Source organism: Leptospira idonii, assembly GCF_004770995.1.
GTDB classification, from domain to species: domain Bacteria; phylum Spirochaetota; class Leptospiria; order Leptospirales; family Leptospiraceae; genus Leptospira_A; species Leptospira_A idonii.
On the sequence record NZ_RQHW01000048.1, the window covers coordinates 17,340 to 29,825 of the forward strand.

12 protein-coding genes are annotated in these 12,486 nt (G+C 42.1%); 5 read left to right on the forward strand and 7 right to left on the reverse strand.

The features are described 5' to 3' along the window. Nucleotides 1–2: 2 nt before the first annotated feature. From EHS15_RS15600 to EHS15_RS15615, 4 genes are all read right to left on the reverse strand, one after another. A complete protein-coding gene (locus EHS15_RS15600; protein ID WP_135761524.1) occupies nt 3–1,115 on the reverse strand; it encodes an SPFH domain-containing protein in 1,113 nt (370 codons plus the stop codon). Nucleotides 1,116–1,579: 464 nt separating this feature from the next. Further along, entirely contained in the window at nt 1,580–2,626 is a 1,047-nt protein-coding gene (locus tag EHS15_RS15605; protein ID WP_135761525.1) for an MBL fold metallo-hydrolase, read from the reverse strand. 5 nt (nt 2,627–2,631) lie between these two features. Then, complete coding sequence (locus tag EHS15_RS15610; protein ID WP_135761526.1) at nt 2,632–3,468, reverse strand: SUMF1/EgtB/PvdO family nonheme iron enzyme; 837 nt, start codon at nt 3,466–3,468, stop codon at nt 2,632–2,634. A 142-nt stretch (nt 3,469–3,610) separates the two neighbouring features. Next, nucleotides 3,611–5,269, reverse strand: a complete 1,659-nt coding sequence (locus EHS15_RS15615) for a sulfatase (protein WP_135761527.1) — start codon at nt 5,267–5,269, stop codon at nt 3,611–3,613. Nucleotides 5,270–5,639: 370 nt separating this feature from the next. On the opposite strand from EHS15_RS15615, the gene EHS15_RS15620 reads away from it, so the two are divergent. Beyond that, a complete protein-coding gene (locus EHS15_RS15620; RefSeq protein WP_135761528.1) occupies nt 5,640–6,773 on the forward strand; it encodes a beta propeller repeat protein in 1,134 nt (377 codons plus the stop codon). A 136-nt stretch (nt 6,774–6,909) separates the two neighbouring features. Then, nucleotides 6,910–7,953 (forward strand): hypothetical protein, encoded by a 1,044-nt coding sequence (locus tag EHS15_RS15625; protein ID WP_135761529.1) that lies wholly within the window; start codon nt 6,910–6,912, stop codon nt 7,951–7,953. 136 nt (nt 7,954–8,089) lie between these two features. On the opposite strand, the gene EHS15_RS15630 is transcribed toward EHS15_RS15625, so the two are convergent. Together EHS15_RS15630 and EHS15_RS15635 are read right to left on the reverse strand one after the other, a co-directional pair. Further along, entirely contained in the window at nt 8,090–8,707 is a 618-nt protein-coding gene (locus tag EHS15_RS15630) for a DNA-3-methyladenine glycosylase I (RefSeq protein WP_135761530.1), read from the reverse strand. Between the two features lie 54 nt (nt 8,708–8,761). Next, a complete protein-coding gene (locus EHS15_RS15635) occupies nt 8,762–9,769 on the reverse strand; it encodes an NAD(P)-dependent alcohol dehydrogenase (RefSeq protein ID WP_135761531.1) in 1,008 nt (335 codons plus the stop codon). Nucleotides 9,770–9,889: 120 nt separating this feature from the next. On the opposite strand from EHS15_RS15635, the gene EHS15_RS15640 reads away from it, so the two are divergent. Then, nucleotides 9,890–10,609 carry a TetR/AcrR family transcriptional regulator C-terminal domain-containing protein gene (locus tag EHS15_RS15640; RefSeq protein WP_135761532.1) on the forward strand — a complete coding sequence of 240 codons (720 nt, stop codon included), beginning with the start codon at nt 9,890–9,892 and terminating at the stop codon, nt 10,607–10,609. Between the two features lie 91 nt (nt 10,610–10,700). Here EHS15_RS15640 and EHS15_RS15645 read toward each other — a convergent pair whose 3' ends face one another. After that, nucleotides 10,701–11,282, reverse strand: a complete 582-nt coding sequence (locus EHS15_RS15645) for a WG repeat-containing protein (protein ID WP_135761533.1) — start codon at nt 11,280–11,282, stop codon at nt 10,701–10,703. Nucleotides 11,283–11,475: 193 nt separating this feature from the next. Between EHS15_RS15645 and EHS15_RS15650 the strand changes: the two genes are divergently transcribed. Beyond that, a complete protein-coding gene (locus EHS15_RS15650) occupies nt 11,476–12,015 on the forward strand; it encodes a GNAT family N-acetyltransferase (RefSeq protein WP_246052222.1) in 540 nt (179 codons plus the stop codon). Nucleotides 12,016–12,062: 47 nt separating this feature from the next. Further along, nucleotides 12,063–12,374 (forward strand): hypothetical protein, encoded by a 312-nt coding sequence (locus EHS15_RS15655; RefSeq protein WP_135761534.1) that lies wholly within the window; start codon nt 12,063–12,065, stop codon nt 12,372–12,374. Nucleotides 12,375–12,486: the final 112 nt, after the last annotated feature.

Sequence of the window (12,486 nt, forward strand, 5' to 3'; positions counted from 1 at the left end):
CGTTACTTACCATTTTCCTTGGACAAAGCTATGTTTCGCAACTGTTCCAAAAGGGAACTCCCTCCGTTTACGTTGATTTCGTTCACTTTCGCCATAATGCGTTCTACATATTCTAATTCTTTGAGTCTGTAAAGAATCGGATTTTCTTCCATCAGTTTGGCGGTATTCAAAAGGTTGCGTGTGGAAGCAGTTTCTTCCCTTCTTGTGATGACGCTCGCTTGTGCGTTTTTTTCCGCAATCAAAACCTGGTTGAGGATCTCTTTGATCTCTCCCGGCAGAATTATATCTTTAACGCCTGATTGGTGTCCCACCAGTCCGATTTTTTGCAATTCAGGAGCTACTTTTTCCAGAACGAATGCGCCGATTTCCTCTTTCCTTTGTAGGATTTCATCTAATGTTAGGCTACCTATATATTCTCTGAGGACCAATTGGAAGATCACATGTAATTGTTCGTCCAGATTGGCAACTTCGCGAATCAATAGGATCGGATCGAACACTTTGTATTTGAATACAAAGTTGATTCGGAGCATGATGCGATCTTTAGTTAGTAGTTCTTGTCCGGAAATTTCTTTCTGTTGTAATCTCAAATCGATTGATACCACATCAACCGCTAAGGCGGTATTCCAAAAATAGAAACCTCCCGGTTCTAAGGCTTCTACGAACTTTTGATCGATAAACAAGGCAGCTTTGTGGTTCGGATAAACGATAAAATAGTATACAGCTTCTTGTGCGGCAAGGGTTTGTAAGATTTCTTTATTTAGATCGTTCGGAATGCGAGGATCGTTTAGATCGAATTTTCGGAAGGCCCATCGCGCCTCTCCTTTCCAAAAAGCATATTTGCCTGCTTTGAGAAATTGTGTGTAGATATTGTCTTGGAATACCAATACGATTTGATTTTGCAAAACTTCTACGATCTCCAATTGGTCTGTTAACCGAGCGTCAGTGAGCAAAAAATTGAGAGGGATCGGGGGATGGAACGGAAGCATTACATCTGATAAATGAATCTCTTCCCCAGGAAATATAAAATGAGAGCCGGGAAGTAATAAACGTTTGTAATCCCCGTTTTTGAAAACCAAACCTCTGCGGTTATTGGGAATATGATTTAGAAATAACATTTTGACCTTCCGTTTGATCTTAATATGCGAAAGGAAACGGATCCCCTCTTTTACTTGGCGGAGTATAACTTAAAGTTGGCGAGATCTCCCGATCCGCAGAATGCTTCTCGAGAGATGTGGACAACATCCGTTAGACCACAGGCTTTGCGAAAGATATATTTCCCTCCGAAGAGTTCCATATAGGGGATCAGTTCCTGTCGAATCCTTTGAAAAGGGATCAGCTTTTTTCCCTGCGGATGAACAAGTCTGCTGCTCTACCACTGAGCTACCTATTGGGACGGAATCGAACCGTCGTATGCAGTTGTGGTGGATACTGAAGAAAGGATCCCAGTATACGAATCTTTTAGTAAAAGTCGCACTGTGATGTTTGAGAAAGACTCAGAAACATGCACTTTCGGAGAAACTATCTTTCAATATCCAGCGGCAATGTTTAGCGGAAGGCAAAAGAATGACAAGCCGATTTTTTAATCCAAAGGAAGAATGATTTTCTGCCCATCTTGGCCTATGATTAGATTTCCGCTAAATTCCTTACGAAGGGGATCTTTGTAGAAAGACTTAACTTGGAAGAAACCTTTTGCCGCAGGAATCATATGAGTTACGACTAAGGTTTTGACTTTGGATTTTTCCGCCAGCCTGCCTAATTCCTCAACATCGATATGATAGAATTGTATATCTTTCATGATCTTTCTGAATCTTTCGATTCCCAAAAGTTCGTAAGCTTTTTCTATCTTTGCCACCAAAGATTTATTCATTGCTTCGGAGATCAACAGATCTGCACCAATCGAATGTTTGGTTAAATTTTCCGAATCGGCAGTATCTCCCGAAATGACGATGGATTTTCCTTTGTATTCGATGCGGTATCCTACTGCAGGTTCTACCGGTTCATGGTTTACATAAAAGGAACGAACGATGACTCCGTCTTTTTCATAGACTACTTTGGAAGATCCGTCCGCTTTGAGAGAGAATTCATTTGCAATGGCGCCTTTCCATTGGCTAGGCATCGCTTCTTCTCCGTGATGTTTTGTGCGGTATCCGTACTCCAGTTTGTAACTTTTTAGAAATCCACTCACAAGTTCGGAGGTTCCTTTCGGGCCGTACACTGTTAGGTTGTTTCTTCTCCCTAAAAGCCAGCTTCGATCGATCACTTCTCCTAAATCGGCAAAATGGTCGGAATGAAAGTGTGTGATGAAGATTCCATTAATATCTGTTATAGGAAGATGTTGTTTTTCCATCGCCATTGCGACTCCGTCTCCGCTGTCGAACACTAGGAACTGTCCGTTGACGAAAACCGCGGTTGAGTTTTGGATGTTGTCCGAAGGAATGGGAGTTCCCGTTCCGATGAGAATCACTGTGATTTTATCTTTATCGAACAATTCTTTTGCAGCTGCTTCTTTCAAGCTGATCGAACTTTTGACTCTGTCTAGGACGACTTTGTCCCAGGAACAAGAGATATGGAAAGCTGTGCTTGCGGCGATTATCAGAGCAAGTAGGGCCGTTTTTGAAAGTTTCATTGTATTTACCTGTGTATTTTATTTTTGATCAGATCTTTGTTTTCTCTTAGGATGGTTCGGAAACCTATATGGTTTGCTGCTAAATGTTCCTCTTGCGGTTGCCTGGCTCCGCTTCTGTATCGTTTACAATAGTTAGGTGAACATAAATATGATCCGCCTTTGATCACTCTTTCCTTGGCTTCATTTTTTTTCGATAATTCCCATACGTCGGAAGTATGTTCCCAAACATTTCCGATCATATCGTACAACCCGAATCCGTTTTTCGCATAGCATCCAACAGGTGAAATTCCTTTGAAGCCGTCTTTGCCTTCATCTTGAAGGGGAAAATCCCCTTGCCAGGTATTTGCTTCTTGAGGAGGGGAGTCGGAATCGGAAAGTTTTGTTCCTCCTGTAGAGGCCCATTCCCATTCGGATTCGGAAGGGAGAGTATGTCCTTTCCATAAGGCGTAGGCCAAGGCATCCTTATAAGTTACCGCTACTACGGGATAAGAACCTTTTCCTTCAATGGAAGATCCGGGCCCTTCCGGATGACGCCAATTGGCTCCTGAAACGAAATGCCACCATTCTAAAGGATGACCATAACTCTTTTCTTGGTCTGGCTGTAGAAAAACGACTGCGCCAGGTTCGTAAATGATGTCGGTTGATTTTATATTTCCAGAAAGAGTGTTAATTGTTTCCGCTTCCGTAATATATCCTGTTTCTCTAACAAACTCTGAGAATGCATCGTTTGTAGTTTCCGTACGATCCATCCAGAAACCTCTGACCGTTTCGGATGATCGGGAAATTTCTTCAGGATACAATGGGTTTGTGTTTTCGAATGATCCGGTCGGAACCCAAACCATTCCTTCGTAAACTTCCTGTTTGTCGGACTTGGGGATTGGGCAGGAATGTATTCCTCTACCGGAAAAGTTTTTTATGATACTGCAGTGAAAGAATGCAATAGAGAGAAAACTCATCCCCAAGATTTTATGAAATAGAGACAATTTAGTTGACCCAGTAAGTGTATTCGTCCTCTTCTTCCTGTTTTTGATCTAATGTTTTGTCGATGGATACCGGAAATTCGATGAAGGACGGCCAAAGAGGAGGAACCATTTGTTGATTATAATTTGTTAATAAACTTTCCAATTCTTTTTGTTTTTCGGGATGTTTTGCGATCAGGTTGTTCTTTTCCGTCGGATCCACATTGAGGTCAAAAAGCCATTTTTTATTCGGCCTGCTTGTTTGAATCAACTTCCATCCTTTGTACTGCACTGTTTGATAATGTCCATCGCTCCAGAAAAGAGGTCTTTGTTTCTGAATCTCTCTTCCTTTGAGGTAAGGCAGTAAATTGACTCCGTCGATTTTTCTGTCTTCCGGAAGTTTTGCTCCTGCTGCATCAGCTAACGTAGGAAGTATGTCGATGTTTGTGATCGGTTGGTCGTATTTTGTGCCTGGTTTGATTTTGCCCGGCCATTTTGCCAGATAAGGAACTCTGATTCCTCCTTGAAAGAAGGTGAGTTTCCATCCTCGGTAAGGTCGATTCACATCGGAAAGACCGATATAGTTAGGTGCTCCGTTATCACTGGTGAAGATGAGGATTGTATTTTCTTCCAAACCTTGTTCTTTTACTGCTTTTAAAACTTTTCCCACACTTCTGTCCAAAGAACGGATCATACTTAGATACACTCTTTTTCTATGATCTGGAATATGAGAGAGTGCATCGTAGTCTTCTTTGCTTGCCTGCAAGGGAGTGTGTACAGCCCAGTGTGCTAGGAATAAAAAGAAGGGACGGTTTTTGTTCGTTTCAATTACCTTCACTGCTTCTTCCGTGAAATAGTCTGTGAGATACTTACTAGGTTCGAACCATTTCCCTCCGTTGTAACTGACTCCGAACCGCATATTCGGCCAAAGAAATTTATCGATAGGATCGAACTCTTGTCTGGAGTTGACTACGTTCGGATCTTCTGTAGGAAGATAGAGGCCGCTTTCCATAAACAGAGATTCATCAAATCCTTGTTTGTTGGGTCTCATCTCTTCCGTGCTTCCTAAATGCCATTTCCCGATATGGACGGAATGATAACCTTGTGATTTTAAAATTTCCGCAATGGTGACTTCCGAGGTAGGCATTCCCAGTTCGTTGAAACTTTTTGATTTTTCCGCTTTTTCCTTATCGATGATTACAGGATGCAATCTGTCCGGAGCATCGTATAAATCGGCTCCTACTCTTGCTAAGGCACCTGGAGTAGGAGTGAACTCCACACCGAAACGAGACGGATATCTTCCTGTGAGCAATGCCGCTCTTGAGACTGTACATACGGCACTTCCCGAATATCCCGAATCGAACCGAACTCCTTGTTCTGCAATGGAATCGATATTCGGTGTAGGAACACCTAATTCCGCATAACCTCCTCCGTAAGAGGTGACATCGTTGAATCCCAAATCGTCTGCCATGATTAAAATGATATTAGGCGGCCTGTCCTTCCCTGATGTTTGTTTGTCCGGTCCTTGGTTCCAAGGCACTGGGTGATTTGCTTCTCTAGGATGACGTATATCCGTGATCCAACCTAAAGAATAACGAAGGATGAGCAGTCGGTTGTAATAGGCTATGGCTGCAATGAAAAGTAATGAGGAGAAAATGTACAATGGGATTTTGACGCGTTTCATAGAGAACTCAAGCCTTACTTTGTTATATTTGGCATATTTTCCTTTATAACAGATTATTTTGAGCTTAAATTTTTCATTTAATTTGAAAACCGGAAATTGAATGGTGAATTGTTGATTATATTAAACAAATCCGACTTATTTTTAAAATCTATTCCGTTGTCTTCGCAGTTTAAAATCGGTAGAGGGGTTCAATCAATTTAATAACTGTTAAGCATTGATAGTTCTCCTGGACGCATATTTTTCTTAGAAATAATAAATTGAAAGTCCCAGTTCATGAACCGGGACGACCGAACCTTTCGAGTTTGATAAACTCTTCCAAAAAGGAAAGTGTTTCATTTCAGTTTATTATATGTTTCAAAGATTATCATTTATGATTTTTCTATTTATAGTTTGTTCTACCGCTTCCGCTTGCTTTACAAAGGATAGATCGGGTGTTCCCTGTTTAGGTGCGGGTGAAAAGAATGATTTGGCATGGATCAATCAACTCATCGGTCAAAGTAATGATCGTAAGGCGGCTATCCAGGAATGCGCTGCGATTGGATTGACCGCAACTGGTACCGGAAACAGTATAGCTTCCTCCGGAGGAGATACTTCTGGAGGAACAGACGGTTCCGGATCGGGGGGAAGTTGTAGTCCGGGAGATTGGGTTGTTTATTCCTCACCTCAAAGTCGTCCTTGGTATTCGGTAACTTACGGGGGAGGGAAATTTGTAGCGGTGGCAAGCGGAGGAACGGATCAGATTATGACTTCTTCCGACGGAATCAACTGGACTGCGACCAATGCCCCTGCCAGTAATTCGTGGTATTCCGTGACTTACGGAGGAGGGAAATTTGTAGCGGTAGCAGGAGGTTTGACGAATACAATCATGACATCAACGGATGGAAGCACCTGGACCGCGTTAAATGCTCCTGCGAATAGTATGTGGGATGCAGTTACTTATGGGGGAGGAAAATTCGTAGCGGTGGCAAGCGGAGGAATGACGAATTCGATCATGACATCTACCGATGGGAGCACCTGGACCGCATTAAACCCTCCCGCCGCTAGTCCTTGGACTGCAATCACCTACGGAGGAGGTAAATTCGTCGCATTAGCAAGCGGTTCTTCAAATTCGATTATGACATCGACGGATGGAAACACCTGGACTGCAATCAATGCTCCTGCGAGTAATATGTGGCAATCCGTAACTTATGGAGGAGGGATGTTCGTGGCTGTGGCGGATAACGGAGGAACAAATCGAATTATGACTTCCAGTGACGGTACTACTTGGACTGCTTCGATTCCTCCCGAAAATAACGGATGGATATCTATAGCTTATGGAGGAGGGAAATTTGTTGCGGTATCAAGTGATGGAACGAATCGAATTATGACTTCCTCGGACGGATCCTCTTGGAGCGTTTCCGCTGCTCCGGAAGTAAATAACTGGAGTTCTATCACTTATGGAGGAGGAAAATTCTTAGCAGTGGGTGTGAGTGGGATTAAGCAGATTCTTACTATTTGTGAATGATTTTTCGAAAAATGATTTTTAGCCGGTTTGCGGTGGAACGGTAATATTTGCAAAAAAGAATCGATCTTGGATTCTTTTTAATGGACAGATACTGTTTTTTCTATTCTACTAACTTCACTTAAAGTTAGGATCTTTCATGCCGATTCGATTTGAAATGCAAAATACTTTTTCTATGGGAACGGATGCTCATGGTAAATTCGTCGTAAGCACTCCTGAAAGGAGAACTGCGAAAGAAATTAATTTACAATTTGTAGGATTGGTCGGAGGGGTAGATCCGAAATTCAACTTTTTTCTTCATAAGGAAACTATACTTCATCTGGAGGAACAAACGATTGAGTTTCATTCCGAGTTTCCTTTTGAATGGAAAATCCCTTTTGAGCGACCTAGTACCGTTTTGGAATGGCCTAGTATCATTTGGGCATTGGCAGTCCAAGTGAAATGGGCCGACTTTGAATATGAGGAGAAAAATGAGCTCAACATTCTTCGTTTGGATTATGCGAAAAAACCTCAGATCGTATCAAGTGAGATCGTAAATCAATTAACGGAAGAAAGGCGAAAGGCAACGAAGTGGAATGAATGGGACAAAAAGGATTTGGATCGGACATTCGCGTTTGTGGCGATCATTCTCTTTTTTATCTTCGGATCTCATTTTGTCTGCCGCCCGGAAGGTATGAATCTCGGGTTTCAAGCTTTGGGAATTTCTGTGACGCTTTTATTCTCCTTATGCATTGGGCTAATTTTTGTCACGATACGCCGATGGAAGAGAGCTTTTGAAAACTTAATTCTTTTTTGGAACGGATTTTCAACCGGTAAGGATGTTGAAATCTTCGCACTTCCTGGAAGCAATATCCAATGGAAGATGCCTAGTGAATCTTCATGGAGCCTTTGTTATGAACGGAGGATCATTGAATTTCATATGGGAACGCATAGAGGAGATCATAAAAAGATGGAAGATCGCCGTTCCGTTCTGGTTGAAATCCAATCGGGTTCGGTCGGTTCGAAAGAGGAAGAGGTGACACTTCATTTTGGCGAGGATCTCCCTTCTCAAATTTTCATCCCTCACAGGCATTTGTATTATAGTTTAAAGATTATTTGGAAGATAAAACCTTTACGAGGAATTTTCTGGAAGATCACTCGAGAGATACCGATCGTTTTCGGATATTGGAAAGATCAATCCTGATTCGATGAATTATTGTTAATCGAATATCGTTTTTCTGCGTTAAGGATACGGAGGGCTTGGTTCCGCGGAAGCGGAACGGGAGCGTCAGCGCACCCCGAAGTAGCCTGGCCCACATAACCGATTGTATTTGGAAATTCTATTTATGGGGAACGCCCATCTTCACCGTTTCCTTGTAACGAAAACATTCTTCCAAGTGATCGTTCACCAATCCACAGGCCTGCATGTGAGCGTAGATCACTGTGCTCCCTACAAACTTGAACCCTCGGCGGATCAAATCTTTGCTCAATGCGTCTGATTCTTCCGTGGTGGCAGGTATATCTTTTAGGGTTTTTCTTTTATTGATGATGGGTTTGCCTTTCACAAAACTCCATATATAACGGTCAAAGGTGCCGAATTCTTTTTGGATCTCCAAGAATCGCTTGGCATTGTTAGCTGCCGCATATACCTTAAGACGATTTCTGACGATCCCAGGATCGAGGAGGATTTTCTCCAATTTTTTCTCCGTGAATTTAGCCACTTTCTCAGGATCAAAATCGGCGAATGCCTTTCGGTATCCTTCTCTTTTTTTCAGAATGGTTGCCCAGCTTAGTCCTGCTTGCGCTCCTTCCAGAACTAAAAACTCGAAGTGGGTTCGGTCATTGTGTACGGGAACTCCCCATTCTTCGTCATGATACCGGATGTAATCTTCGAATTTTAAACACCAACCGCAGCGGTTTTTTTCTTGAGAGGAGGTAGAATCGGGACGTACTTTCATGGATCGATTGAACTTTTATTTATGATCCGAATGAAAGCTTTTTTTGGTTTTTCTTTACCAAGTTCCGTACATCAAATCGAGAGATGAGCCTGCGCCATTTTTTTTACGAAAAACTTCGATCACTACGTTTCCTTTTTTGTGACCTGCTTCCACATAACGATGTGCATCCGCCATATCTTCCAGTAGATAAGTTCTGTCGATGACTGCTTTCAGTTTTCCGCTTTGCATCATTTCGCTGAGAATTCTCAGGTTTTCCTTGGATTCGAAAACGATTCCTCCCAGTATTTTGTGTTTTCCTGTGAGGTTGAGCCATAATGCTTGTAAGATTTCCGAAAGAGATCCTGAACCTAAGATCAATGTTCCTTTGGTTGTCAGCATGGAGAGATGAGTTTTTAGTTTCGACTTTCCCACCGTCTCGAAAATTAAATCATATATAACTTTGGTTTTGCCGTTGTTGTATTCTTCGTAGTCGAGTGCGGACTCTGCTCCGATGGACTTAACCAGTTCGTGATTGGCTTTGCTACAAACTGCTGTTACCTTGGCTCCGAATGCGGCTGCGATTTGAATTGCCGCAGTTCCTACTGCTCCCGAAGCTCCGTAGACGAGTACGTTTTGTCCTGCTTCGATTCTGATTTGTTTTAGAAAATGAAAGGCTGTGAGAGCGCCGAAGGGAATTGCCGCTGCATCTTCATAACTTATATCAGTCGGTATTTGACTGAATACTTCCGATTCATTCAGACATTTATACTCCGCATAAGCTCCGAAACTCATTCCTGTCGAGCCGAACACTCTGTCCCCTACTTGGAATTCTTTCACTTTGGTGCCTACGGAGATGACTTTGCCTGAGAATACTCCTCCTAATACCGGATTTCTAGGACGGAAAAGTCCGAAGAAGAGCCTTGCTGCGACCGGATCCGGTTTTCGTAAACGCCAGTCTGCGGAATTCACTGCAGTATTGTATATTTGGATGAGGACTTCTTTGTCTTTGGGTACGGGTTGTCCGATTTCTTCCAGTTGGAACACGTCCGGTGAACCGTAATTTTTGCATGTGATCGCTTTCAAGTGTTTCTCTCCTGAATTTGACATTTATACTTACACTGTAAGTATTTCAAGCAATTTTTTTCCTATCCGGTATTTCCTTGTAAAACTCGGTTTTTATGTTAAGAATAGAGAAGTAAAGCGATGGAACAGAAAAAAGATAAAAAAGCAGGCGCTAAGTCGAAACCGAAAAATACGAAAGAAATTTCAGGCAAAAAAAAACAGCTCACGAAGGAGAAAATGATCGATGCTGCGATTTTACTCGCGGATGAAAAGGGAATCGATTCCTTATCGATGAGAAATTTGGCGCAGAGCCTGGGTGTCGAGGCGATGTCTTTGTACAATCATATCAAAAACAAGGATGAACTGCTGGATGAAATCGTCGATTCGATCGTCGCTAAAATCAAATTACCTTTAACTGGTATTCACTGGATGAGTGCGATGGAAGAGAGAGCTAAGTCCGCAAGGATAGTTTTACTGCAACACCCTTGGGTGACTCTTCTCATCGTTTCCAGAGTCAATGTGGGTTCGGCCATGTTGACTTATTTCGATGCTTCTTTAGGTTGTTTGGCGGCAGCAGGTTTTTCTCTTCCTTTGGCAGACCATGCGATCAATGCCATCGACAGTCATATTTACGGTTACACTCTTCAAGAATTGAATTTCCCCATCCAGCCGGAAGAATATGCCATGCAAGCGGAAGCTTTTATGCCCATGTTAGATGATACAATTTTTCCTCATTTGACCGGATTGGCGAAAGAGGTTATTTCCAGGAGATACGATGGGATGCACGATTTCGAATTCGGATTGAAAATTATTTTGGAAGGCCTGGAGAAGCTGAGAATTAATACTAAAAAAGGAAAATGAAGGGATTTTAGTCCGGTTTGTTTATTGTGTTCCGGAAAGCCGCAATGGAACGATCTTGGCTTCCCGGAAGTTTGATTTTACAAATAGATGTTTAAGGAAGTTTGATTTCTTTTTTAGTTTTGCCCTTCAGCGCTGTTGCAGACTTTTTCTTCGGATCGATCGATACGGAATCAAATTCGATAGGAACCACGATTTTTCCTTTTTGGTCGATCACTCCGTAGGAACCTCCTTGCAATTCGGAATGTTCTTCTATGGGAATCAACTTACAGCCGTTACATACTACTGAGAATTTATTCTCAAAGGGGAGTGCGAAGTCGTATGTTGCTTCGATCTTCTTTTGGCAGGCAGAATTGAAAAAACCGATTTTTTTGTTTTCTACGAACCTTGCCAATCCTTCTGCTTCGTAGTCTGGGCCATTGTCGTAGATGAAAGGTGTGAGCAAAAATTTATTGGTTTGGTCGATGCATTTCCAACCTTCCTTTCCCAATACGAATGTGACTCCCTGTTTGTTGAACTCGTTGGCCAGAATGTATTGAGCAGGAATTACGACTTTTCCGCTTTTGTTTTTGAAGCCATGGAGTTCGTTCTGTTCGAACGGAACAAGGTTTTGTGCGAAAAGTAGGGAAGGTAAAAGCAGAACTGATGCGAACCAAATTGATTTGATTTTTGCCATAAAGTAACACTCCATCTTAATTTTACGCTTATTAGAGTGGGTTCCCTTTCAATTTCATCTTTTATTTTTATGCGATTTTCTTTTTTTTCTACGGGAGTTTTCGGTAAAAAGTCAAAAAGATTTTTCCTTTAGGTCTTCTTTCCTTATTCGATCGACTTCATTATGTTTTTGTAAGGTGATTCTTGTTCCGATTTTGATTTGTATCCTTTTTTGTTTCCTTTATTTTTGTATTATGATCGTTTTAAGAGCCGCCGATTTAGGAGATTTGTCCTTGCTGCAGTCTTGGGATGAGGAGCCGCATGTGTTGGAGTCGGATCCAAACGACGATTGGGGTTGGGAAACCGAGTTAGGGAGGTCCGTCGATTGGAGAGAACAATGGATTGCCGAAAAAGACGGTCGTCCCATCGGTTTCATGCAAATCATCGATCCTTATTTAGAAGATTCGCATTATTGGGGAGAAGTCTCTCGGGATGTAAGGGCTATCGATATTTGGATCGGGAATGTTTCCGATTTGGGAAAAGGTTATGGGACGGAGATGATGCGCCTTGCTTTGGATCGATGTTTTTTACAAGACCACGTAACATCTGTTTTGATCGATCCTTTGGCTTCCAATGTAAGGGCGCATCGATTTTACGAAAGATTGGGCTTTAAGTTTCAAGAAAGAAGAACTTTCGGTTTGGACGATTGTTATGTGTTTCGTTTGGATCGTGCGGATTGGAAAAGAAAAGCTTGATATGCAAAATGAATTTTGTATTTATTCGCTTATAGGTTGGTGTTGAGATGGGAATCAGTGAAAGGCAATTGGGGTTGATTAAGGAATCGGCTCACTTGTTGGTAAATGAAATCAATATGACGGGAGAAGAAGCCGTCCAACTGATTTCCAAATGCATCAATAAAGAACTCAACAGAAGAAATACCACGATGGAGATGTTGAACATCAGTTCTAAGCCGGAAAGAACTTCTTTCATTCGTGCTGTGGTCCAGCATGTGGGGGATGCGATTCAAGAAAACCCCTATTGGCGGACCAAACATCTAGGCAAATCGATCGAAAACTTTTATAAGGCGTTGCATGATTCTTGGAATCGAGAGTAGGGTCTCCCCGCCCTGATCAATGGGTGGGGAACTAGTGGAGTTCCTACCAAAAAACGGACATTAAAAAGCTCCTTTTTAGGAGACAAAAATGTCGAAGAAAATCAAATATTAT